The sequence below is a fragment of the Rhizobium sp. BR 317 genome (assembly GCF_047445835.1).
GTDB lineage: Bacteria > Pseudomonadota > Alphaproteobacteria > Rhizobiales > Rhizobiaceae > Rhizobium > Rhizobium paranaense.
In genome coordinates this window covers 313,000-335,221 of record NZ_JARWLB010000006.1, presented here as the reverse complement: position 1 = coordinate 335,221, position 22,222 = coordinate 313,000, and the positions used below count along the sequence as shown (strand labels likewise).

Genomic DNA, 22,222 nt, shown 5'->3' with positions numbered 1-22,222 from the left:
AAGCAAATCAGTCTGGCGGGCGATCTCCTGCACAATGCCGATCTTCTCAGCGATGGTACGCATGGCGCTGACGGCGCGGGTCACGGCATCGCCGCTTGCTTCCGCATCCTTGGCCGACTGACGCGCGATCTTCTCCGTCTGCGCGGCATTATCGGCATTCTGCTTGATGTTGGCCGCCATCTGCTCCATCGAAGCCGAAGCTTCTTCAGCCGAAGCCGCCTGCTCGGTCGCGCCCTGCGACACCTGCTCCGAGCTTGCCGAAAGCTGCTGGCTGCCCGAGGAGACATTGTCAGCCGCACCCAGCGCATCGGCAACGACGCCACGCAGACGTTCGACCATCTGCTCCAGCGCCAAGCCAAGAACATCCTTGTCGGAAAGTGGCTTCGGCGTGACCGTCAGATCGCCGTCGGAAATCTTCGTGGCGATATCGGATGTGACGCGCAGGTTGGCGACCATGCTCTGCATCGCCAGGCCGAGAACATCCTTGTCGGAGAGCGGCTTCACGGCAACGGAGAGATCGCCCATCGCGATGCGATCCGCCACAGCGGCGGTGGCGCGCAGGTTCGAGGTCATGACATTGACGGTATCGATCAGATCCTTGATCTCGTCATTCGTCTTGACCTCGACCTTCTGATTGAGGTCGCCGGTCGCCACGGCCTTGGCGATGTCAGACACCTTGCCCAGGCCGCGATTGATCCCGAGCGTAATCCAGAAGGCGGCGCTCAATGCGATGATCAACGCCACGGCGGAAACGGCAGCCAGGATCATCAGCGTGTCTTCATAAAGCTGATCGCCGGCCGCGTCCGTGGCCGCCAGCACCTTTTTCTGAATGTCGACGAGACTGTTGATCGCGCCGGTCATCTGTTTGCTGAGGTCGGTCAGTTCGCCGTCCGAAAGCGCCTCGGCGCCGGCGTGATCGCCCTTGGCTTCAAGCGCCTGCAGCTCGGTGGAACGCTGGCGGAAGGTCTGGCCAAGCGATATCAGCTTCTCCCAGAGGGGTTTGCCTTCCACTGTCGCGATAGCAAGCCCATCCTGAGCTTGAGAGGACATGGTATCGAGATAGGTGCTGGATTCCTTGTAGAAGGCAGTTTCCGCATCGCCATTGGCAATCAGCGCATCTTTCTGCGCCCGAATGGCTTCCACGGCGGCGATGTTGGCGTCGAGCGCTGTTTGCAACTGTTTGACAGGACCCGCCGTCATTCCGTTGCTGGCATCATTGAGGTGACCAAGACTGATGCTGCCATAGACCGCGATGCCGATCAAAAGCAGCGTCATTGTGCCGAAGGCGAGACCTAATTTCAGTTTGATGGAGAAACGCATTGTCCTATCCCCGAAAACAAAGAGGCAAAATGGGTATTGCGGAACGGCGTCACCGTTTGACAGCGTCGTACCGATAAAGAGAGCCTTCGAACCAGGGAAAGCGATCCATTCACTTCCCCGTCACCGGACATCTCAGGAACCACGACGCCAACGCATACACACGTTGGGGATATCAGAACGCCGGGACCACGAAGGTCCCGGCAGAAGTCATCGAAGAAGCGCTCAGGCGCTTTCGCGAAAATCCTCGTCACCGGCATCCGGGCCGCCCATGGAAAGATCGAGAGCAAAGCCCTTGGCGCGAGCCTGCTGGGCGGCGACGGTCTGCGCCGGAACAGCCGACGTGACGCGGCGGTTGGCGAGCGGCGCAACAGCCTTGTTTGCCGCCGCCTTGGCKGGTAACTTCCTGGCCGAGACTTTGCTGCCTGCGGTATCGACCTTGAAGAAGGCGATAGAGGCCTGCAGCTCTTCAGCTTGGGCGGCCAACTCTTCCGAAGTGGCCGACATTTCTTCCGAAGCGCCGGCATTCTGCTGCGTCACCTTGTCGAGCTGCTGGATCGCCTCGTTGATCTGGGCCGCACCAATATCCTGCTCACGGCAGGCAGCACTGATCTCGGAGACGAGTTCGGCCGTCTTGCGGATGTCCGGCACCAGACGGCCAAGCATATCGCCGGCCTCGGCGGCCGCCTTGACGGTATCGCTCGACATCGAGCTGATCTCGGCAGCCGCCGATTGGCTGCGCTCGGCAAGCTTGCGCACTTCCGAGGCGACGACCGCAAAGCCCTTGCCGTGTTCGCCGGCACGGGCCGCTTCCACAGCCGCGTTCARRGCAAGCAAATCAGTCTGGCGGGCGATCTCCTGCACAATGCCGATCTTCTCAGCGATGGTACGCATGGCGCTGACGGCGCGGGTCACGGCATCGCCGCTTGCTTCCGCATCCTTGGCCGACTGACGCGCGATCTTCTCCGTCTGCGCGGCATTATCGGCATTCTGCTTGATGTTGGCCGCCATCTGCTCCATCGAAGCCGAAGCTTCTTCGGCGGACGCCGCCTGTTCGGTCGCGCCCTGCGACACCTGCTCCGAGCTTGCCGAAAGCTGCTGGCTGCCCGAGGAGACATTGTCAGCCGCACCCAGCGCATCGGCAACGACGCCACGCAGACGTTCGATCATGACATTGACGTTGCCCAGCAATTCGCCGATTTCGTCCTGATTGGTGATCTCTACCGTCTTCGTCAGATCACCCTCGGAAACCTCGCGAACGACGGTGTTGGCGCGGGCGAGACCCTTGCTGATCGTGTTCGCGATCCAATAAGCGGTCACAGCGGCGATCAGCAGCGCCACACCGGCGGCAACGAGCATCGTCAGACGGGTGCCGGCATATTGCACGTCGGCGCCGTCATCCGCTTCCTTCATTTTCTGCTTTTCGATGACGAGCAGAGCGTCGAGTGCCTTGTCGATCTCGTTGGCGGCCCTGCGGGCATCGGTAACGGAGACGGTGCTTGCGCCTTCCTTGTCGCCTGCCTTCAGCAGTTGGCGAATCTGATCGTCGGCCTGGATGAACTTCGCCGCGGTGGCTTCGACGGAATCCCAATGAGCACGGCTTTCTTCGGTCGCGACCTTGTCCACGGCGGCCAAGGTGTCAGCAAGCTGCTTGCGTGCGACGTCGCCGGCAGCGAGCGCCGCCTTGGCTTCGTCGTCATTGTGGGCCGCAAGAAGGTTCTTCTGCTGACGAATGACTTGGAGCTGGGAGATGTTGACCTGCTGCGTCAACTCCAGTCGCTCCACGGGGCCTTCGAGCACATTGCTGATGGTGTCGTTGAAAGCGCTGAGGCTCATGATGCCGTAGCCGGCCGTGCCTATCAACATGAGGATGATGAAGGCAAACGCCCCCACCAGCTTGGCTTTGATCGTTAGACGCATCGTCTTGATTCCCTCGAAAATTCGGCCACAGCAATGGTCAGGCGGAAAGCGCCTTGTTTTGCCGGGCAGAAAAAATCGCCTGCAGATTGGGGAGAATGATGAATTCCCCTCCGCGCTTGACCAGGCAGTTGATGTAGTCGGGACGCCAACGCATCCCCACGCTAGGCGGTGCTTCGCTGGAAGCTTTTGCAAGTGTGGTGACTTCATTCACCCTGTCGGTCCGCAGACCCACGAGCGTGGGTTCATCCTGCAGGTCAAGTTCGATAACGATGATACGGCTATCGATAGTCGCTTCCGCCGCTTCCATGCCGAAAGCGAGGCGGAGATCGGCAAGGGGGATCACCTTGCCGCGAAAATTGATGACGCTGCCCACGAAGGGCTGGCTGCCGGGAACGGCGGTTTCCGGCAGAATGTCCAGGATTTCCTGAACCATGACCGCCTCGAGGGCGAAGGTTTCACCGGCAAGATCGAAGGTCAGAACTTCGACCTCGCCGTTTTCATTCCAATGAGTGCCATTCCAGAGATTGTCGGATTTCATGGCTTTTCCGCTCATCCCGCTGCACGCAGATGCGCCTCCTGTTGCTGGCCTGCTGCGACCAGATGCACGACATCGAGAATGAGGGCGACGCTGCCGTCGCCGAGGATCGTCGCCCCGGAGAAGTGGGCGACGTCATTGTGCAGCTTCGACATGGATTTGATCACCGTCTGGTGGTCGCCGATGATCTGGTCGACAACGAGGCCGACCCGCTCGGTGCCGGTCGAGATKACAACGACCTTCTGATGCACGTCCGGCTTGGTGCCGGTGCGGAATACGTCCCGCAACCGCAGGAAAGGCACCAGGCTGTCGCGCAGCGAAATGAAGCTACGGCCGCGCGAACGCAAATCCTCTTCCAGCGACAATTCCAGGCATTCCTCGACCGCCGACAGCGGAATGACATAGCGCCCGGCGCCGACGCGCACCAGCAGGCCGTCGATGATGGCGAGCGTCAGCGGAATGCGCAGCGAGACATCGGACCCCTGTCCCGGCTGGCTGACGATATCGATGGTGCCCCGCAGCGCTTCTACTGTCTGCTTCACCACATCCATGCCGACGCCGCGGCCGGAAAGATTGGTGATCTGCGCCGCCGTCGAAAAACCGGGCGCGAAGATGAGCTGCAGAAGCTCGGCATCGCTGAGCTGCTGACCTGGCTGGATCAGCCCGGACGATTCCGCCTTGGCCCGGACACGTTCGCGATTGATGCCGCGGCCGTCATCCTTGATCGAGATGATGACTTCGCCACCCGATTGCCGGGCCGACAATGTAATGGTTCCAGCTTTCGCCTTGCCGGCAGCAAGACGCTCTTCCGGTGGTTCAAGACCATGGTCGATGGAATTGCGCACCAGATGCACCAGCGGATCGGCAAGCCGCTCGATGACGGTCTTGTCGACCTCCGTCGTCTCACCTTCGGTGACGAGTTCGATGACCTTGCCGGTCTCGCGCGCCAGATCATGCACCAGGCGGCGGAAACGGTTGAAGAGGCTCGCGACCGGCACCATGCGCAGCACCATCATCGTGTCGCGCAGTTCGCCGGACAGGCGTTCGATCTCTTCCGACACCGACCTCAGCCCGATATCGGCACTGGCACTCGCCAATTGGCTGAGGCGCGATTGCGCGATGACCAGTTCGCCGACACGATCCATGAGTTCATCGAGGCGCTCGGCCGGAACACGAACGCTTTCGGCAGCCTTCGCTTGCCGTTGGTCGGAAGCGGGTGGTGCCGTTGCCGCGGCTTCTCGTTTGATCGGGACAATCTCGGCAACGGCCGGCGCGGCGGGAGCAACAACCGCCTGCGAGTCAGCCGAAACGGCGGGCTCATCCGGCGTTGCAGCAACTGCACTGCCATCGATTTCCTCGACATCGAGCTGCATGTCGTCCATCACGAAGATGAAGACATCGTCGATGGCGGACCGCGGCTGCTCGGTCGTAACAGTGACATCCCAGGAGAGATACAATTCCGTCGGCACCAGCGCGCTCAGCGGCGGAATGGCCGATGTATTGGCGAGGATGCGGCATTCGCCGAGATCGCGCAGCTCGTCCAGCAACCCCAGCGGATTGGTGCCGTTGATCATCGCGTTCTGCGGCAGACTGAAGCGAATACGCCAGGTCTTTCGCTTCGAGACGGCAACGACAGGCGCAATCGCGGCGACCGGCTGAACCGGCTTTGCAGCGTCGGCGGCGCCGCCGACGGCTGCATGCAACTGCGCCAGAAGACGTTGGCTGGTGGCGTCGTGATTGCGATTGGGATCGTCGACGAGGGCGCGCATATGGTCCTGCGCGTCGAGAACGGCAGCGACGAGCTCGGCCGTTGCCGGCGCCTGGCCCTTGCGGACGCGATCGAAGGCGGTTTCGCAATGATGGGTGAAGGCTGCGAGCGCATCGAAGCCGAACATGGAGCCCGAGCCCTTCAGCGTATGAAGGCCGCGGAACACGGCGTCGATCAAAGCCTTGTCGTCAAGCTGATGCGTGAGATCCAAAAGGCCTGCCTCGATTTGCTCCAGGCATTCTGCAGCCTCGGTACGGAAGACAGCAATTGGATCGAGCGAGTTCATCTGCCCAGCACTTTCTTGGTGATCTTGACGAGATTTTCCGGATCGAAAGGCTTGGTCAGCCAGCCGGTGGCGCCGGCGGCCTTGGCGCGCGCCTTGAGATCGGCATCGGATTCCGTCGTCAGGAAGATGATCGGAACGCCCATGTGAGCCGGCAGCTTGCGCAGCTCCTCGATCATGGTCAGTCCGTCCATGACGGGCATGTTGAGGTCGGTCACGATGAGATCGAATTGCCCGGCCTTGGCCTTGTCCAGGCCCTCGGCACCGTTCTCCGCCTCGGTGACCTCGTAACCGGCATTCGTCAGCGTCACCTTGGTCGTCAGACGGATGCTGGCGGAATCGTCGACAGTCAGAATCTTCGCACTCATGAATGTACCTCTTTATGGAGCCAGAATTGCGCGTCCTCCGCCGTAAAGGCTTCGACGAATCCGCCCCTCTGCAAGACTTTCAAAACAGAACCGGTAGCCGGAGAAGAAAGACGAAGTGTTTTGCCGGAAGCCTTCGCCTCGGCCCGAGCCGAGTCGACCAATTGCACGAAGCTCAAATCAGCTTCCGCATCCTCGGCAACTTCGAGGACAAGCGTTTTGCTGTCCCGAAACTTCACAGTCATACTTTGATAGATTTCGGAAATGTTCCTGATGCTCAAGATATCAGGCAGGGAAATAGATTCAGAATATTTGTCATCCATTTCAAATCTGGCCCCGCTACCAAACGAATACTTAAGCGATAACTATTGAATCTCATGTCAGCCTTAAGAGGGAGTAAACACAGGTTGTATAATTCGAGATTTCAGGGGCTGTGAATTTTCACCTGATATAAATGACCGCTCAATCTTTACGATGAGAAATATGATTGGGATTCAGGCAGTTAAATCGAAAAGATCAAAACACCGACTTTCCGGTGAGTGAATCTTAACCCTGCTGGGGAAAGCCCGGGGTGCAACGTCTACGAGTCCGGAGAATTTACCGGAATTTTCCATCCCACATTTAAGAGTTGAGTCAAACGAGCCTTTCTCCAAGTAAAGGGACAAACATGAAAAATGGAACAGCTCTGGCACGCCGCATCGATCGCCCCCGGGGAGTCCCGCGGGCCATGGATGTCAGCCGCACCCTGGAGGCGGCGCGTACCGAGGTAGAGAAACGTTTTCTCGACGGTGGCGCTGTTCTCCTGTCGGTCATGGAGGTCCTGAACCAGCTCCTGTCATCTCTCGACCGGTTGACCAAGGCGCTCGACAGCGATGGCGCCAGCGACACCACCGCCGATCTAGTGCAGACGATGAGCGGTCTGTCGGACCTGCCCGGCCTCGAAGCCAGGCGCCAGGAGAATTTCACCGTTCTCGCCGAGGCCGGCGCCAAGCTGCACTCGCATGTCACCGATATGCAGGAGACTATGCGTTACCTGCGTACCTTCGCCGTCACGGTGAAGATCACCGGTGCGGGCATTGCCGAATTTGCCGGTTTTGCCGAGGAGATTCTGGAGCGCATTCACTCCGGCACCACTGAAGTCAACACCTTCGCCCAGCAGCTCGGCGCCCTCGAACGCGACCTGAAGGTCGCCATKACCTTTGGCACCACCACCGCGAAAGCCTATGACCGCAACGTTCCGCAAGTGGTCGCAGCACTCGAAAAGGATGCCCGCACCATCGCTGCGCACCGCAAGGAACTCGCGGTGATCGCCGCCGAGGTTGGCGCCATCGCCCGCGGCGTGCAAAGCAAGGTCGCAACCACCCTTTCGGCTCTGCAGATCGGCGACATCACCCGCCAGCGTATCGAGCATGTACAAAGCGCCTTCGCCTTTCTCGGAGAATTTCTCGCAAGCGACGAGGGCCACAAGCTCGATGCCGATGCCTACCAGCGGCTTGAAAATGTCATCCATCACCTGACGGCGGCGCAGATGCGCGACATGGTCACGGATTTCCAGAGGGAGTCGGGCAGTGTCGTCAAGACGATTGCCAGCTTCAGCCACGACACGCAGGAAATCCTGAAACTGCGCGACGCCATGAAGCCCGAGGACGGAAACAGCGATGCCAATGTGCTGCGTGCACTGGAACAGAGCGTCTCCGCCGCCCACACGATCGTCAAACAGGTCGAAACCGCCCGCGTTCAGGCCGATGGCATCAGCCAGTCGACACTCGGCACGGCCTCGAACCTGTTGCACCGCATCGAGACCATCCGCGCCGTCAAGACCGATATTCACTACATGGCGCTCAACACCAATCTGCGCTGCAGCCGCATGGGCGAGGAAGGCCGTTCGATCAACGTCGTCACCGCCGAACTGCGCATCTTCGCGGCAAAACTCGATGAATCCGCCGACGCGATCGTCTCCGGGCTCGCGTCACTCGAAACGGCAGCCGGCCACGTCGCCTCCGGCCAGGAAGCCTCTGACTATAGTCTCGACGAGAGGCTGATTTCGGCCGTCGACGCCATCCGTGGCGCCGCCAATATCATGGATGGCGAACTGGAAACGCTCTCGGCGCATGGCCGCGAAGTGGCCAACAAGATCATGCTGTCGATCGGCAAGCTCGACTTCCAGCGCGACCTCGGCGAGATCCTGGCAAATTGCGCCGATACGCTCGAAGACATGGCCGGCAGAGATATGGCCGATGTCAGCGATTTGGAGGAAATCATCGCGCCGCTCAGCGCCCGCATCTTCAAGACCTACACGATGGCGCAGGAGCGCGACGTCCATCGCGATATCATCGCCATGGACGCCAGCACCGCACAGGCTGCCGCAGCGCCGGCCAAGGCTGACGACGAAGATCTTTTCGCCGACGCTCTGTTCTAACAGAATTGGAATTCCGTAGAGCGCCATGCGTTCAAATGAACGCTGGCGCTCTAAGCGTTACTGCACCCTGCGAAACTTGTTCGCGGCGTCGATCGCGGCCTTCTGCTGATAGTCCTCGATGCCCTGGTAAAAATCCTCGAGCTCCGGATCTTTGAGGCCGGCGCGGCGCGAGATGACATACCAGGTCGCAGCGGCAACCGGATCCTGCTTCGTGCCGAGCGCGTTGATATAGAGATGCGCCAGCTTGTTCTGCGCTACGACATTGCCGCGATAGGCGGCAACCCGCATCCAGTTGAAACCGTTCTCCAGATCCTGCTTGCCGCCGATACCGTTGATCAGCCAAATGCCCATGTCGAGCTGTGCGGTGTCGAAGCCTGCATTGGCCGCGCGCGACAGCCATTCACGCGCCTGCGACTTCTTTTCCTCGGGCAGGTCGGGCAGATTTTGATAGAGCTGAGAGACAGCATATTGCGCATCGGCAATGCCCTGCTGCGCCGCCTTCTCATAATATGGAAGAGCCATCTGCAGCCCTTTGATGCCGGGATTGTCTGCCGTCAGGCTCTGCGCCCAGTTGAATTCGGCGGACGGCTGGCCGGCATCGGCCGCCTTCTTCATCCACTCGTCCGCCTTCTTCTCGTCGCGCGGCAGATCGCGTCCTTCCATCAGGAGCAACGCGTATTTGAACATCGAAGTCGAATCGCCGCCCTCGGCTGCCTTGCCGTACCAGAAGGCAGCATCCTTGGTGTCGCGCTTGACGCCGAGACCCTGCGACATCAATTCGGCAATCAGGGTCTGCGCTGCGGGATCGCCGAGCTGCGCACGCGGCAGGGCTTTCTGAAACGCGGTCAGGTAATACCCCCGCTGGAAGGCGCCATAGGCTTCGTCGACCTTGCCGGTGAAGGCCTTTTCCGGCGGCAGGTCGGGCAGCTTCGCGCCCATACGGTCAAAGACGCCAACACCTTGGGAGGGCTTGATGGCATCGTCCGTCTTCGGCTCAGCGCCGGGACCGATCTTCTCGGTCTTGAAAGTGCCGGCGGCGGCGTCCAATGGCCGCGTCATCACGCTGTCGCCGGGCGGCGGCGGCGCGCTATCGTCGGGCGCAGCAGCCTCATCCGACGGCGCGGCATCGTCGGATTGTCCGCTGTCGGTCGGCCGAGCGCCCTTGTCCGGCTGTGTTGTGATGCCCGGCAGCGACGTGTCGCTATTGTTCGATTGCGCCACCACAATCGGCGGCAACGCCGTCAGCCCAACGGCGAGCGCAGCAAGGAAAAACCGGTGACTGAATCGGGGCGTGAGCGACATGGATTGCTATCAATCTTCAAACCGTGGCGCTTTTTCGTCCAGAAGCGCATTCACTTCCGCAACGATGGACGGGGCCGCCGAGGGGTCTGCAAAAACGGCCCCGCGCAGCGCCACGAATTCGGCGCCCGTCAAAGCCACCTCAAGCGCCGATTTCGGATCGGTGCCGCCCATGATGATGCAGGGAATCTCGATCATCGATGCCCACCATTCGCCGAGCGCCAGGTTTTTCGKGTGCGCCTCCGGCTTGATGTCGCCATCGAGCTTGCCGAAGAAGATGTAGTCGGGACGCAGCTCGCCGATTTCCAGCGCATTGTGCCTGTCCGTGGCATTGCCGCCGCCGACGATGAGCTTCGGTACGAATTTCTCGACCGCCTCGGTGAGCTCGGCAAGATTACCGGTAATGTGCAACCCGTCGGCCTTGGCGCGGCCTGCGACACGGCTGTCTCCGGCAATCAATGCGGCTGCGCCTGCCGCCTGTACCACCGGCACCAGCTTTTCCGCATGCTTCTGAAAGGTGCTGTCGTCGAGCCCATATTGCGGGATGATGACCGACGCCACATCCCCGCCCCTCAGCGCATCGGCCACCGCCTTCGCCTGCTCTTCGATATCGGCGATATCGGGAACGATGAGAACGAGGCGGCAGCGGTCTTCGGGCACGGTCATGCGGGTTTCCATATTTATGGGTTCGATCGCTGGGAATAGCGCACCCGGTTCTATATTTGTGAGTAAATCCGTTGGGGCGGTCTGACAAGGGGCAGCGCGTTGAAAGCACCCGACATCCACGAGCGCTATTTCACGTTGCAGAGGCCCGGGAGCCGTTCCTCACCGCAATAATGTTAGAGCCGCCGGCACAATCATCATTGCGGCGCACAATTAGCTTGCCGCTCTTGGGCGTTTGACGTAGCTTTCGGCCCATGTCGACCATGGACCCCTTCGCAGCCATCGCGGATCCGAACCGGCGTTACCTGCTGGAAGAGTTGCGCCGCGCACCCAAAACGGTCAACGAACTGGCGCAGGGCTTGCCGATCAGCAGGCCGGCGGTGTCGCAGCATCTCAAGGCACTGCTCGACAGCAATCTCGTTTCCGTCACCACCGAAGGGACGAAACGCATCTACGCGGTCAACAGCCGCGGTTTCGACAAGCTCAATTTGTGGCTGGATCAGTTCTGGGCCTGAGATCGGCTCTCTGGCGCGCTCTGTAGCAATTTCCCGATCTTTCTCAGGAAAGTTGCGCCAACTCCCACTCCTCACGTTTTGAAGTTGGCGCATCCGTATCGACTGGGAGCAGTCACCGTCTCTTACAAGGGAATTGTTTCAGGGCCTTTCGGCCCGCCTGTCTTCCTTGCCACGACCGGTGGCTTCCGTCTCTGGAAGACGTTGCGTCAGTGAACTGACGATCGCAGACGTTGGATTTCGTCTTTGAGGCGCAGCTTCCTGCGCTTGATATCGGCTATTTCAGTATCATTGATAGAGGGAGATGTCAGTGCAGAATGCAGCTCCTCCTCGAGAGCGACATGTTTCTTTTCGAGCGATTCAAGATGAGCTTGAACAGTCATATGACCCTTCCTTCCTCTTACGATCCCTGGCCATCCATCGCCAAGGCTCTAGGTGTCAACCCTACCAGTGTGCCATAATATCGAACCCTTGTCGAAGGCGAAAACGTGGCCTATGAGCGGCAAATTCGTGATGAGGGATAACTTCCCGTTACCATCATTTGGTGATAGGAGCTTGCGGGATTCACGAGGCGGAACGAACACGGGTCCGCAGGGCATTGGGGACATGAGCATGGCCGATCAGGAACAGGCGGAAATCAGGCTGATCGTGGCGCGGTTGCGCCAGGAACATGAAGACTATGACGCCGCGATCGACGCCATGATCCAGACGGGCTGCGATGCGCTTCGCATCCAGCGCATGAAAAAGAAGAAGCTCGTCATCAAGGACAAGCTCACCAAGCTGGAAGACCAGATCATTCCCGACATTATCGCCTGAGGAGCAAGACGCGACGATGATGACAGAAAGACCACCCGTCGCCATCATCATGGGCAGCCAGTCCGACTGGGAAACCATGAAGAACGCCGCAGACACGCTGGAAGCGCTGGAAATCACTTACGACGCGCGCATTATCTCCGCACATCGTACGCCGGATCGGCTGGTGAACTTCGCCAAGGGCGCACGCGACGAAGGCTTTAAGGTCATCATCGCCGGTGCTGGTGGCGCCGCCCACCTTCCGGGCATGGCCGCCTCGATGACGCCGCTGCCGGTCTTCGGCGTACCGGTGCAGTCACGCGCCTTGTCCGGCCAGGACAGTCTTCTTTCCATCGTGCAGATGCCGGCAGGCATTCCCGTCGGCACATTGGCGATCGGCAAGGCCGGCGCGATCAATGCCGCCCTTCTTGCTGCCGCCGTACTGGCGCTCAGTGATGAGGATATCGCTGAACGGCTGGACGAATGGCGCGCCCGGCAGAGCGCTGCCGTTGCTGAATATCCGATGGACGACCTATGACCGCGAAAACGATTGGCATTATCGGCGGCGGCCAGCTCGGCCGCATGCTGGCCATGGCGGCGGCTCGCCTGAACTTCCGCACGATCATCCTGGAGCCGGAAGCTGATTGTCCCGCCGCGCAGGTAGCGAACGAGCAGATCGTAGCCGCCTATGACGATCGGGCCCCTCTCGCCGAACTAGCGAAGCGCTGCGACGTCGTCACCTACGAATTTGAAAACGTGCCGGTCGTCGCCGCCGAAAGGCTCGCCAAGGATATTGCCGTCTACCCGCCGCCAATGGCGCTGGAGATGGCACAGGACAGGCTGACCGAAAAGCGCTTCATCAACGATTGCGGCATTCCGACCGCTCGTTTTCACGCCGTCGACAGCCAGACCGATCTCGAAACGGCGCTTGCCGACTTCGGCGGCCAGGGCGTACTCAAGACCCGGCGCCTCGGCTATGACGGAAAGGGCCAGCGCGTCTATCGCTCGTCGGCCGACAGCGCTGAAGGCGGCTTTGCCGCGCTCGGCGGCGTTCCGCTGATTCTCGAAAGCTTCGTGGCGTTCGAGCGGGAGATCTCCATCATTGCCGCCCGCGGCTTGGACGGCACCATCGCCTGCTACGATCCGGCGGAAAATATCCATCGCAACGGTATTCTCCACACCTCCACCCTCCCCGCCAGCATCTCCGCCGAGACGGCGGCAGCGGCACGCGTGGCGGCGGAAAAGGTATTGGCCGCGCTCGGCTATGTCGGCGTCATCGGCATCGAGTTCTTCGTCCTCGCCGACGGCAGCCTGATTGCCAATGAAATGGCGCCGCGCGTTCACAATTCCGGGCACTGGACGGAAGCCGCCTGCGTCGTCTCGCAATTCGAGCAGCATATCCGCGCCGTCGCCGGCCTACCGCTCGGCAATCCAGCACGCCATTCCGACTGCGTGATGCAGAATCTGATCGGCGACGATATCCTTTCGGTTCCTGATTGGCTGAGCCAGGACGACGTGCTGGTGCATCTCTACGGCAAGACAAAGTCGCGTCCCGGCCGCAAAATGGGGCATATTACACAGCTTCGTCGCTAACAGCGCAGGGAAAAAACCCCTGACGTGGTTGACAGGGCTAAGGCGACGGGGTATTTGCTGCCCACCCTAAAGAGCGCGCCGTGAGCGCGCTTTTGATTGTTAAAGATACCGGGCGAATGTGACATTCCCCCTCAAACATCGCGGATCAGAAAAATGAAGATCAAGAATTCGCTCAAGTMGCTCAAGGCGCGTCACCGTGACAACCGTCTGGTCCGCCGTAAGGGCCGCATTTACATCATCAACAAGCTGAACCCGCGCTACAAGGCTCGTCAGGGCTGATTTTGCGTGGCGCCTGGCCACGGGCCGGGCGGACCGTTCGCGGTCGCTTGAGATGATCACATCAAAATTATTTTGATCTTCGACATTGGCGGGCTACTATGCCCGCCATGCGCATTTTTGCTTCGTCATATCTGGCACTGCCGATTCTCCTCGCCCTGACCGCCGCCACACCGCATATCGCCATGGCGGACGATTCTGATATCGTCGAGAAAAAAGATCCGAACGCCGCCTCCGGCACGCTCTCCTCGAAGCAGCAGATCGATAATCTCTTCATCGCTTTGAAGCGCCAGCGCAATCCCGATCAGGCGAGCCTCATCGCCGATCAGATTCGCATGGAATGGAGCGATTCCGGCAGCGCCACCATCAATCTCCTGATGCAATGGGCGGATAAGGCCATCCAGGAAAAGCGCAATGCCGCCGCCATGGATTTCCTCGACCAGGTGATCTCGCTGAAGCCGGACTACGCCGAGGGCTGGAACCGCCGCGCGACGCTGAATTACGCCATCGGTGACTATCGCAAGTCGATGGAAGACATCAATCAGGTGCTGCGGATAGAGCCGCGCCACTTCGGCGCGCTCGCCGGCATGGCCGCGATCTTGAGCGAAACCGGCAATGACGAGCTAACGCTGAAGGCTTGGGCACGCTTCCTTGAAATCTATCCGGCGAATCGCGCCGCCCAGGAGCAGTTTAATACCCTCTCCGAAAAGATCGCCGGTAGCCGAACCTAATGCATGTCGCGCAAAAGTGTGCGGCGGTTTTGCGAAAACGACATGCACAAACAAGGAGCTAAAGTGTGGGAGCGAATCTGAAAGATCGCGACGAGCTTTAGAGCATCTATTCGCTGACGGTCGCTCCGCCTGAAACGGAATGGTCTAGGATTTCTCAACAAAGGGCATATCTACAACACATGAGCGATCGTGAAAGTCGCATAGACCGATAGTTCCCATTATCTACTTTATACCGCAATGATCGATATTCTGCTTTGTGCCCTTGTTCTAATTCCTGCCGCCGCGGCCTGCTTTTCGGCCTATAAGACGCGCGCGATCGAACAGACTTATCCCAATATCGGCGAACTGACCGATATCGGCGAATTCCGCATGAACGCCCTGCATCTGGCGTGCCCGGTCACCGCCGACCTGCCGCCGCTGATCTTCATTCACGGCGCCAGCGGCAATCTGCGCGACCAGTTCGAAGCCTTTGCCGACCCGCTCGCCGGCCGGGCGGAAATGCTGTTCATCGATCGGCCCGGCCACGGTTATTCCGAACGTGGCGGCCCGGAAAATGCCCTGCCCTCCGGTCAGGCCGACGCGATCGCAAGATTGATGGAGAAACGCGGTATCGAGAGCGCCATCATCGTCGGCCATTCCTTCGGCGGCGCCATCGCCGCAGCCTTCGGCATGCGTCATCCCGACAAGACAACCGGCCTGCTCTTCCTTGCGCCGGCGACTCATCCGTGGCCGGGCGGAATCGACTGGTACTATACGCTTGCCGCCATGCCGGTCTTCGGCTGGCTCTTCGCCCATCTGGTGGTGATGCCGGTCGGTCTGCAGCGTGTCGAAAGCAGCACGCTCAGCGTCTTCCACCCCAATCAGCGCCCTGCCGATTACGTGGTGAAAACCGCACCGGAGCTGGTGTTACGGCCAAGAGCTTTTATCAATAATGCAGCCGACGTTGCCAATCTCTTAGCCTATGTCGTCGCCGAAGCACCGCGCTACCGCGAGATCACGCCGCCGACCGTCATCATCACCGGCGACAGCGACGATATCGTCATGGAAGAGCTGCATTCGCGCGGCTTGGCGCGCGACATCGCCGGCGCCGAACTTGTTACCATCCGTCATCTCGGCCACAAGCCGGACTATGTCGCGACCGACGTGGCCATCGCGGCAATGGAGCATCTCGCCGGCCAGTCACGCGATCTCCAGGCATTCGCTCAGGAAGCGGAAGCCCGCCTCGCCCGCCCGAAGACTACATTGCCGGCCGAAGCCACCGCCACTCAGGCAGTCACCAGTTCGTAGTTCGGCGCATCGGCAAACACCCGCCCCTGCGGCGTGGCATCCACCGTTTGCCGCACGGCTTGCAGCATGATCGAAGCCAGCCGTTCCGTCGCCGCGTTCGCTTCCGCTTCGGCGCGATGCAGCAAGAGGTCGAGCTTCGGCAGCGGCGGGAGGCCGGCTTCCCCTGGTGCCATGGGCCGCACCTTAACCGGCAGACCCAGCGGCGTGCGCACCGTCACGCCCAACCCCGCCGCCGTCGCAGCCCAGAGCCCACCAAGACTGGGGCTGACGAAGGAAATGCGCCAGCCGATGCCGGCATGGTCCAGCACCTTGGTCGCGATCGACCGCAGCAGGCAGGGCGCCTCCAATGATGCAAGCGGCAGCGGCTCGCCGCCATCGGCATGCCATTGGGTGGCACCATGCGCCGGCCCGACCCAGCACATCGGCACTTCGGCGATCCGATCGGTATGGGTCGTGCGAAAGCCGTCGCTCCAGGCAAGCGCCAGGTCGAGCTTGCCGGACGTCACGCGCTCGATGAGCTCTGCATTTCGCACCACACGCGCCTCGATCCGCACCTTCGGATGCGCGCGGGCAAAGCGGCCTAGTACCTCCGGCAACAGCGTCTCGCCGAAATCCTCCTGCAAGCCGAGCCGAACCCAGCCTTCCAGATCGGCACCATGGATCGCAGTCGCCGCCTCGTCGTTGAGATCCAGCAGCCGCCGCGCATAGCCGAGCATGGTCTCGCCGGCCTCCGTAAGCGCCAGCCCGCGCCCGGCCTTGCGGAAGATCGGCGTACCCGCCTGTTCCTCCAGTTTCTTGAGCTGCGCGCTGATCGCGGACGTCGAACGCCCGAGCCGTTCTGCCGCCTTGGCGAAGCTGCCAAGCTCCATGCCTGTCACGAAGCTGCGCAGGACGTCGAGGTCGAAGATAACTTTCCGCATGATCAACTATCCATATTTTCGGGATTATAAGTCAAATATTATCTGATTTTCCGAACTATTATCCCGTGGCATGGTGTGCTCGTCAAGTAGACCCGATGACAGGAGCACCCCATGCCATTCACTCGTATTTCCCTTCTCCGCGGCAAGTCGCCGGAATATTTGCAGGCGCTTTCGGATAATTTCCACCGCGCCATGGTCGAGACCTTCGACGTGCCGCCCACCGATCGCTTCCAGGAGATTCATCAGTTGGAGCCGAACGAGCTGATCTTCGACCGCACCTATCTCGGCGGCCCACGCTCGGACAACTACGTCTTCTTCCAAATCACGATCGGCAAGCCGCGCTCGACGGAAGTCAAGAAGGCCTTCTATCGCCGCCTCGTCGCCCTGCTTGCGGATGCGCCGGGCCTGCGGCCCGAAGATGTCATGATCAATATCGTCACGACGACGCGCGAGGACTGGTCCTTCTCGGACGGGATCGCGCAAATGATCGAACAGGCCTGACAACGATGAACCGGACAAGCATTCGACAGCCGTTGCCAATCCATCGCGCCGGCACCGCCATCCAGCGTTCGCCGGAAGGCATCGCTAACAGGCCCTTCTGGGTGGAGATGCTGGTTCAGGACAACGAGGACGGCGGGCTCACAGCCATGCGCTGTACGCTCGAACCCGGCACGATGACACGCTGGCACACCCATCCACACGGGCAAATCCTCTATGTTCTATCGGGTGTAGGCCTTGCGCAGCGTGACAACGAACCGGCCGAGGAACTGCGCGCCGGCGACTGCATAATCTTCGCACCCGGCGAGCGTCACCGACATGGCGCAACGCCGGACAGCACTTTCGCCTATATCAGCATCCAGGCTCAACAGAACGGCGCCGCCGTGACCTGGCTGGAGGATTGACCATGATTGCCATGCAATACAGCTTCACCCTGCCTGCCGACTACGACATGGCGATCCTCGACCGTCGCATCCGCGACAAGGGGCCCATGCTCGACAATTTTCCCGGTCTGAAGTTCAAGGCCTATCTCTCCGCCCGGAAAGGCGATGCCAGGACGGGAAGCCGCGAGAATCTCTATTCGCCCTTCTATGTTTGGGACAAGGATGAGGGGTTGAGCAACTTCATCTGCGGTCCCGGCTTTGCCGGGGTAACGGAGAGTTTTGGCCGGCCGCAGGTGAAGACCTGGATCGTCTGGCGCGCCGATATCTCGCCGGATATTCAAAATGCCCGGTTCGCCATCCGCGAGATCTTTCAAACGGGGCCCTATGCGCCGCTTGCCGAGATTCGTCAGCGCGAAAGCGATGACGCGACTGGCGAAGTCGCGCGCGGCGAAGCGCTTGCTTCCGTCGCCGCCTTCGAACCGACCAGTTGGACGCGGGTGCGTTTCCGTCTGCTTGCCGATCTGCCAAAAGACGTTTTGAGGCCCGGTGTCCAGATCTACGATGTCGGCCACCTTTCTTTGTCGGACGTTGGTTGAAGTGTCACCGGGACAAAGTCGTTGTTTTAAAGAGGACCGCAGCGTTTTATGGATTGAACAGCCTTTCCGCAGCAGAAGAGTGTTCCCTCCATGGTCGATATTGCAATGATTGAAGCCGCTCGCGACCGCCTCGACGGCCGCGCCCGGCGAACGCCACTTCTCTCCTCTCCTTTCCTCGATGAGATCGCCGGGCGGCGGCTGTTCGTGAAAGCGGAATGCCTGCAGCATACCGGCTCCTTCAAGTTTCGTGGCGGCTGGTCGGCGGTTTCGGGGCTGGAGCCCTCCGTGCGCGCGAGAGGTGTCATCGCCTTTTCCTCCGGCAATCACGCCCAGGGCGTGGCACTCGCCGCGCAACTGCACGGCGTGCCCGCCGTCATCGTCATGCCGACGGATGCGCCGAAGCTGAAGATCGCCAATACCCGCGCCTTCGGTGCCGAAGTCGTGCTTTATGACCGCATCAAGGAGGATCGTGACGAGATCGGTGCGCGGCTCTCCAGGGAACGCGGCCTGACGCTGATCAAGCCTTTCGACGAGCCGCTTGTCATCGCCGGCCAGGGAACGACCGGGCTGGAAATCGCTGAACAGGCAGCAGAAGAGGGCATCAATGCCACAACCGTGCTCGTCCCCTGCGGCGGCGGCGGGCTCACTTCGGGAATCGCGCTCGCACTGGAATCCCGCGCCCCCGGCTTCAAGGTCCGCCCCTGCGAACCCAAGAACTTTGACGACACGACACGCTCTCTCGCCTCCGGCAAGATTGAACGCAACGCTGCCCTGCAGGGCTCGATCTGCGACGCCATCATCACGCCACAACCCGGCAACATCACCTTTCCAATCCTGAAGCGCCTCTGCAGCCCCGGCCTCGTCGTAACCGATGAGGAAGCGCTGGACGCCATGGCGCTCGCCTTCACCCGCCTCAAGATCGTCGTCGAGCCCGGCGGCGCCGTAGCGCTGGCGGCGGCCCTCTTCCATGGCAAGGAGATCGACGGCGACACGGTCATCGCGGTCACCTCAGGCGGTAATGTCGATATGGACGTTTTCGAGACGGCGCTGCGCCATCACTAACGTTTAACTCGCCGCGCGACGATAAAGTGCCAGCGAACCGGCCAAAGCCAGGAGTGCGCCGCCGCAGGCGCGTTCCAGCCATTTCGTGCCTTCCGTCTTGAGGAAACGCACCGCCTGCGAGCCGAACGCGGCATAGCCGAACATGATCGCGAAATMGAGCGAGGCGAAGAGCAGCGCGAGGACGGCGTACTGCGGCATCTGCGGCGCGGCCGGATCGATGAACTGCGGCAAAAAGGCCGAGAAGAACAGATAGCCCTTGGGATTGGTCACCGCGACCATGAAGCTCTTCATCCCGATGGACAACAGCGTGCCCTTCCCCTGCCCGGCATTGGCCTTGAGCATGCCGTCGATCGTTCCCTTGGAACGCAGCATCATGATCCCGAGAAAAGCGAGATAGGCAGCGCCCGCCCATTTCAGCAAGGAAAACCAGAATTCCGAGGCCGCCAGCAACGCGCCAAGCCCGATGGCAACCGCGCCGATCAGCACGAAGTCCGACAGCACGGCACCAATCATGCCGGCGAGCGCACGGCGCACGCCGTAACGCGAACCGTTGGTCAGAGCCAACAGAACAGTCGGCCCCGGCGTCGCGATGCCGATGAAGGAGACGGTGGCAAAAGCAAGCAGCGTGGCAATGTGCATGATTTCCTCCCCATGGTTGTCGGAAACTTGCATGCACCGCTATGCTTGGCAAGCATGTGCTTTTGGTATCCCTGTGCTCGTCATAAATATTGAGTATGCCGCACTCTCCTCGACCTCATCACCACAGAGACCGATCGAGATCTTCATCGCCTTTTCTACACGATCAGCAGCACAGTACCGGTGCCAAGCAGAACCAGCGTCCAAACGAGATCCACATTGATCCAGGCGCTGCGCAATATTTCGAGCCCGACCCAGCGATAGACCGCCAGGGCAACGAGACTTGTGACCGCCAACATCGCAAATGTATGGACGCCGACCGCCGCGATCGTGATCGTGATCGTCGCGGACGCGTCCCCGCCGATGCCATGCAATGGCGATCCCGTTAGACAGAGCGGCATCAAGGCCGGCAGGAGCATGAGCCCCGCACCGTGAGCCGTCGCCATCAGGAATGACCAGAGCACAAGGCCTGCAAGCCCGGTGCGCATGCCGATGCGAACGCGGTGCCGGTGTCCGAAGAAATGATGCCAGAAAGCCCAAGCGACGAGGCCGACCCCGGTGACCAAGCGCACAACGCCCTGATCCACGAAAAGACCGACGGCAACGACGGCGCCGGCGACCAATGCGATGGACGCGACGTGGCCAAGGGCGATAGCAGGGACCGCCTTGACCACGGCGGCGGAACTCTGCCGGTGAACGCCGAGCGCCACGGCAAACAACCATCCCATCGCGGGATTGAGACCATGAAAGGCTCCCAATCCCGCCAGCAGCACCCAGGGCCAGAGTTCGTTCATGGGGCACCTCGCCCGGCTAATCTTCGCTCACGGATAACAATAGGAATCCGACGAACAGTCTCCACCCTCTAAGCGGACCTGATGCGGACGATGCGACTTCGGCCATTCGACGAAGAATTTCTCGTCGAAGGCAATGCCGCCCTCCTCTCCCGCATCAAGCTTCACCATCCAGCCGGAAAGTCCGTCGGGATAGAACTGCTCATCGATCGCGCCATAAAGCGAGTTGGTAAAATAGACGCGGCGACCGTCGCGGCTGATCTCGACCATTTGCGGACCGCCATTCAGCGCGCCATTCTTCGCTCCCGGGTGCGAAGCGCGTGAAATAATGCCACCGATCCGGACCTTACCCGTCAGCTTGGGCTTGAACGGATCGGACACATCGTACTGATGCAGGTCGCCGGTTCCCCAGCAGGCGACGTAGAGAAATCTGTCATCCATCGAAAGATCGATGTCGGTGACGAGCGGCGGCACGGCTTTGAAACCCTTGAGCATCGGCGGCAACTGCTCCGGATCGGCAGGCTCCGCCGGAATGTCGATCACCTTTGTCACCGCCCACTTTTCACCGTCACGGTGCCAGACCCATATCGATGAGGAGAGATCCTCGAGGCTGAGCACGCAATTGACAAAACCATAGGCCTTGGTCGGGTCATGCGCCGGTCTGAGTTCGAACACGAGTTGATACTTATCGCCGAAATCGATCGTCTGCAGATGCTTGCGCTTGTGCAGGTCCCAGAAATGCAGACGGCGGCCATATTTCGCGCCGAGCAGGACTTCCGGGATCAGGCCATTTTCGAAGGTATCCGGCGTGCCCCACTCGCTGGTCACGAGCGTGTCGTGACCAAGGTGCCACCAGACGTCATAGGAAAGCTGTTGCGGTCCACGATCCATTTCCCATTGACCGCGCACATCGAACGTCTCGTGATCCATGAGGAACACGCCGCCCGGCCCCTTCCCCTCGGCATTACCAAGGGCCGCGACGTAGATCCCTTCCGGTCCGCAATGAATGGTATGAGGCCTGGAATATCCGGCCCGCTCGGCGACTTCCCCGGGTTCGATGACCTTGACGATCGATGGCTTCCGACCATCGGGCTTGGTGTCGATGATATGGATGCGCGAGGACCTCAATCCCGGCACGACCAGATAGCGGCGCTCCGCATGCGGATGCGGCGCATTCGGGCAAAGGCAAGATGAACAGGCGTTCCAGCCGAAATGATGCAGCTCGTCACCGACATTGGGCATCGCGACGGAGGTGACGATCTGACCGTAAGAGGCGGATTTGGGATCGACATCGACGACCGCGAGCTCGTCGGGAACTGCGCGTGTCGGATCGAAGGCGACGACATAGGCAAGCGTCTCCGGGGCGGCCTTCATGGCCATGCGCGGTGACGGATAAAAGCTTGGATCGGGTTTCCACGTAACCATGTGAAGTGCTCCTGGCTCGCGTTTGCTGAACAATGACAATGTTCGCGAAATGCTTGCCGACAGCAGGCTCATCGCTGCCGACGGGGCAGGATCAAATGCTTCAATGGGATATCAATTCGAGACCGTTCCCGCGACTGAACAAGCCGCGGAC

25 protein-coding genes are annotated in these 22,222 nt (G+C 60.5%); 12 read left to right on the top strand and 13 right to left on the bottom strand.

Features of this window, described 5'->3' with window-relative positions; all coding sequences use genetic code 11:
* The 6 genes from QD357_RS12740 to QD357_RS12715 all read right to left on the bottom strand — a co-directional run.
* On the bottom strand, positions 1-1,320 hold a 1,320-nt coding region (locus QD357_RS12740; protein ID WP_414124404.1), incomplete at its 3' end, for a HAMP domain-containing protein.
* 222 nt (positions 1,321-1,542) lie between these two features.
* Positions 1,543-3,237 (bottom strand): methyl-accepting chemotaxis protein, encoded by a 1,695-nt coding sequence (locus QD357_RS12735; protein WP_107109146.1) that lies wholly within the window; start codon positions 3,235-3,237, stop codon positions 1,543-1,545.
* Positions 3,238-3,274: 37 nt separating this feature from the next.
* Entirely contained in the window at positions 3,275-3,775 is a 501-nt protein-coding gene (locus QD357_RS12730) for a chemotaxis protein CheW (RefSeq protein WP_107109147.1), read from the bottom strand.
* An 11-nt stretch (positions 3,776-3,786) separates the two neighbouring features.
* Positions 3,787-5,826 (bottom strand): chemotaxis protein CheA, encoded by a 2,040-nt coding sequence (locus QD357_RS12725; RefSeq protein WP_107109148.1) that lies wholly within the window; start codon positions 5,824-5,826, stop codon positions 3,787-3,789.
* Positions 5,823-6,191, bottom strand: coding sequence for a response regulator (locus QD357_RS12720; RefSeq protein ID WP_107109149.1), 369 nt, complete (start codon positions 6,189-6,191; stop codon positions 5,823-5,825). Before QD357_RS12720 ends, QD357_RS12725 begins: the two co-directional genes overlap by 4 nt.
* Positions 6,188-6,511, bottom strand: coding sequence for an STAS domain-containing protein (locus QD357_RS12715; RefSeq protein ID WP_107109150.1), 324 nt, complete (start codon positions 6,509-6,511; stop codon positions 6,188-6,190). Before QD357_RS12715 ends, QD357_RS12720 begins: the two co-directional genes overlap by 4 nt.
* A gap of 404 nt (positions 6,512-6,915) precedes the next feature.
* Between QD357_RS12715 and QD357_RS12710 the strand changes: the two genes are divergently transcribed.
* Positions 6,916-8,607 carry a chemotaxis protein gene (locus QD357_RS12710; protein WP_414124403.1) on the top strand — a complete coding sequence of 564 codons (1,692 nt, stop codon included), beginning with the start codon at positions 6,916-6,918 and terminating at the stop codon, positions 8,605-8,607.
* Between the two features lie 57 nt (positions 8,608-8,664).
* On the opposite strand, the gene QD357_RS12705 is transcribed toward QD357_RS12710, so the two are convergent.
* Positions 8,665-9,909 carry a tetratricopeptide repeat protein gene (locus tag QD357_RS12705; RefSeq protein ID WP_107109152.1) on the bottom strand — a complete coding sequence of 415 codons (1,245 nt, stop codon included), beginning with the start codon at positions 9,907-9,909 and terminating at the stop codon, positions 8,665-8,667.
* 9 nt (positions 9,910-9,918) lie between these two features.
* The gene (locus QD357_RS12700; RefSeq protein ID WP_414124402.1) at positions 9,919-10,572 is read right to left on the bottom strand and encodes a thiamine phosphate synthase; all 654 of its coding nucleotides are present in this window, start codon (positions 10,570-10,572) and stop codon (positions 9,919-9,921) included.
* Positions 10,573-10,823: 251 nt separating this feature from the next.
* Here QD357_RS12700 and QD357_RS12695 point away from each other — a divergent pair, with 251 nt between their 5' ends.
* On the top strand, positions 10,824-11,084 hold the full coding sequence (locus tag QD357_RS12695; RefSeq protein ID WP_107109154.1) for an ArsR/SmtB family transcription factor: 261 nt from the start codon (positions 10,824-10,826) through the stop codon (positions 11,082-11,084).
* A gap of 206 nt (positions 11,085-11,290) precedes the next feature.
* Here QD357_RS12695 and QD357_RS12690 read toward each other — a convergent pair whose 3' ends face one another.
* Positions 11,291-11,464, bottom strand: coding sequence for a YdcH family protein (locus QD357_RS12690; protein WP_081670329.1), 174 nt, complete (start codon positions 11,462-11,464; stop codon positions 11,291-11,293).
* Between the two features lie 229 nt (positions 11,465-11,693).
* Between QD357_RS12690 and QD357_RS12685 the strand changes: the two genes are divergently transcribed.
* The 6 genes from QD357_RS12685 to QD357_RS12660 all read left to right on the top strand — a co-directional run bounded on the left by QD357_RS12685 (position 11,694) and on the right by QD357_RS12660 (position 15,760).
* Positions 11,694-11,897, top strand: coding sequence for a YdcH family protein (locus QD357_RS12685; RefSeq protein ID WP_028752913.1), 204 nt, complete (start codon positions 11,694-11,696; stop codon positions 11,895-11,897).
* Positions 11,898-11,916: 19 nt separating this feature from the next.
* On the top strand, positions 11,917-12,411 hold the full coding sequence (purE, locus tag QD357_RS12680; protein WP_181316104.1) for a 5-(carboxyamino)imidazole ribonucleotide mutase: 495 nt from the start codon (positions 11,917-11,919) through the stop codon (positions 12,409-12,411).
* Positions 12,408-13,466 carry a 5-(carboxyamino)imidazole ribonucleotide synthase gene (locus tag QD357_RS12675; RefSeq protein ID WP_107109156.1) on the top strand — a complete coding sequence of 353 codons (1,059 nt, stop codon included), beginning with the start codon at positions 12,408-12,410 and terminating at the stop codon, positions 13,464-13,466. Before purE ends, QD357_RS12675 begins: the two co-directional genes overlap by 4 nt.
* 153 nt (positions 13,467-13,619) lie before the next feature.
* Positions 13,620-13,745 (top strand): type B 50S ribosomal protein L36, encoded by a 126-nt coding sequence (gene ykgO, locus QD357_RS12670; RefSeq protein WP_414124401.1) that lies wholly within the window; start codon positions 13,620-13,622, stop codon positions 13,743-13,745.
* 98 nt (positions 13,746-13,843) lie between these two features.
* Entirely contained in the window at positions 13,844-14,473 is a 630-nt protein-coding gene (locus QD357_RS12665; protein WP_107109157.1) for a hypothetical protein, read from the top strand.
* A gap of 237 nt (positions 14,474-14,710) precedes the next feature.
* Entirely contained in the window at positions 14,711-15,760 is a 1,050-nt protein-coding gene (locus tag QD357_RS12660) for an alpha/beta fold hydrolase (RefSeq protein ID WP_107109159.1), read from the top strand.
* Here the strand turns inward: QD357_RS12660 and QD357_RS12655 are convergent.
* On the bottom strand, positions 15,739-16,680 hold the full coding sequence (locus QD357_RS12655; RefSeq protein ID WP_107109160.1) for a LysR substrate-binding domain-containing protein: 942 nt from the start codon (positions 16,678-16,680) through the stop codon (positions 15,739-15,741). The two genes, QD357_RS12660 and QD357_RS12655, sit on opposite strands and share 22 nt — an antisense overlap.
* 111 nt (positions 16,681-16,791) lie before the next feature.
* On the opposite strand from QD357_RS12655, the gene QD357_RS12650 reads away from it, so the two are divergent.
* From QD357_RS12650 to QD357_RS12635, 4 genes are all read left to right on the top strand, one after another.
* The gene (locus QD357_RS12650; protein ID WP_107109161.1) at positions 16,792-17,181 is read left to right on the top strand and encodes a tautomerase family protein; all 390 of its coding nucleotides are present in this window, start codon (positions 16,792-16,794) and stop codon (positions 17,179-17,181) included.
* Positions 17,182-17,186: 5 nt separating this feature from the next.
* A complete protein-coding gene (locus tag QD357_RS12645) occupies positions 17,187-17,582 on the top strand; it encodes a cupin domain-containing protein (RefSeq protein ID WP_107109162.1) in 396 nt (131 codons plus the stop codon).
* Positions 17,583-17,584: 2 nt separating this feature from the next.
* Complete coding sequence (locus QD357_RS12640) at positions 17,585-18,157, top strand: DUF4865 family protein (protein ID WP_107109163.1); 573 nt, start codon at positions 17,585-17,587, stop codon at positions 18,155-18,157.
* 90 nt (positions 18,158-18,247) lie between these two features.
* Positions 18,248-19,219, top strand: coding sequence for a threonine/serine dehydratase (locus QD357_RS12635; RefSeq protein ID WP_107109164.1), 972 nt, complete (start codon positions 18,248-18,250; stop codon positions 19,217-19,219).
* 3 nt (positions 19,220-19,222) lie between these two features.
* Here the strand turns inward: QD357_RS12635 and QD357_RS12630 are convergent, their stop codons facing one another.
* From QD357_RS12630 to QD357_RS12620, 3 genes are all read right to left on the bottom strand, one after another.
* Positions 19,223-19,858 carry a LysE family translocator gene (locus QD357_RS12630; RefSeq protein WP_414124400.1) on the bottom strand — a complete coding sequence of 212 codons (636 nt, stop codon included), beginning with the start codon at positions 19,856-19,858 and terminating at the stop codon, positions 19,223-19,225.
* 155 nt (positions 19,859-20,013) lie between these two features.
* The gene (locus QD357_RS12625; protein WP_107109165.1) at positions 20,014-20,649 is read right to left on the bottom strand and encodes a hypothetical protein; all 636 of its coding nucleotides are present in this window, start codon (positions 20,647-20,649) and stop codon (positions 20,014-20,016) included.
* 27 nt (positions 20,650-20,676) lie between these two features.
* Positions 20,677-22,071, bottom strand: a complete 1,395-nt coding sequence (locus tag QD357_RS12620; RefSeq protein WP_107109166.1) for a selenium-binding family protein — start codon at positions 22,069-22,071, stop codon at positions 20,677-20,679.
* Between the last annotated feature and the right edge of the window lie 151 nt (positions 22,072-22,222).

What these genes read in the sequence shown, in the direction of transcription:
- QD357_RS12730 (WP_107109147.1), bottom strand. Translation starts at nt 3,775, where the DNA reads ATGAAATCCGACAATCTCTGGAATGGCACTCATTGGAATGAAAACGGC.
- QD357_RS12720 (WP_107109149.1), bottom strand. Translation starts at nt 6,191, where the DNA reads ATGAGTGCGAAGATTCTGACTGTCGACGATTCCGCCAGCATCCGTCTG.
- QD357_RS12715 (WP_107109150.1), bottom strand. Translation starts at nt 6,511, where the DNA reads ATGGATGACAAATATTCTGAATCTATTTCCCTGCCTGATATCTTGAGC.
- QD357_RS12705 (WP_107109152.1), bottom strand. Translation starts at nt 9,909, where the DNA reads ATGTCGCTCACGCCCCGATTCAGTCACCGGTTTTTCCTTGCTGCGCTC.
- QD357_RS12695 (WP_107109154.1), top strand. Translation starts at nt 10,824, where the DNA reads ATGTCGACCATGGACCCCTTCGCAGCCATCGCGGATCCGAACCGGCGT.
- QD357_RS12690 (WP_081670329.1), bottom strand. Translation starts at nt 11,464, where the DNA reads ATGACTGTTCAAGCTCATCTTGAATCGCTCGAAAAGAAACATGTCGCT.
- QD357_RS12685 (WP_028752913.1), top strand. Translation starts at nt 11,694, where the DNA reads ATGGCCGATCAGGAACAGGCGGAAATCAGGCTGATCGTGGCGCGGTTG.
- purE (WP_181316104.1), top strand. Translation starts at nt 11,917, where the DNA reads ATGACAGAAAGACCACCCGTCGCCATCATCATGGGCAGCCAGTCCGAC.
- QD357_RS12675 (WP_107109156.1), top strand. Translation starts at nt 12,408, where the DNA reads ATGACCGCGAAAACGATTGGCATTATCGGCGGCGGCCAGCTCGGCCGC.
- QD357_RS12665 (WP_107109157.1), top strand. Translation starts at nt 13,844, where the DNA reads ATGCCCGCCATGCGCATTTTTGCTTCGTCATATCTGGCACTGCCGATT.
- QD357_RS12660 (WP_107109159.1), top strand. Translation starts at nt 14,711, where the DNA reads ATGATCGATATTCTGCTTTGTGCCCTTGTTCTAATTCCTGCCGCCGCG.
- QD357_RS12655 (WP_107109160.1), bottom strand. Translation starts at nt 16,680, where the DNA reads ATGCGGAAAGTTATCTTCGACCTCGACGTCCTGCGCAGCTTCGTGACA.
- QD357_RS12650 (WP_107109161.1), top strand. Translation starts at nt 16,792, where the DNA reads ATGCCATTCACTCGTATTTCCCTTCTCCGCGGCAAGTCGCCGGAATAT.
- QD357_RS12645 (WP_107109162.1), top strand. Translation starts at nt 17,187, where the DNA reads ATGAACCGGACAAGCATTCGACAGCCGTTGCCAATCCATCGCGCCGGC.
- QD357_RS12640 (WP_107109163.1), top strand. Translation starts at nt 17,585, where the DNA reads ATGATTGCCATGCAATACAGCTTCACCCTGCCTGCCGACTACGACATG.
- QD357_RS12635 (WP_107109164.1), top strand. Translation starts at nt 18,248, where the DNA reads ATGGTCGATATTGCAATGATTGAAGCCGCTCGCGACCGCCTCGACGGC.
- QD357_RS12625 (WP_107109165.1), bottom strand. Translation starts at nt 20,649, where the DNA reads ATGAACGAACTCTGGCCCTGGGTGCTGCTGGCGGGATTGGGAGCCTTT.
- QD357_RS12620 (WP_107109166.1), bottom strand. Translation starts at nt 22,071, where the DNA reads ATGGTTACGTGGAAACCCGATCCAAGCTTTTATCCGTCACCGCGCATG.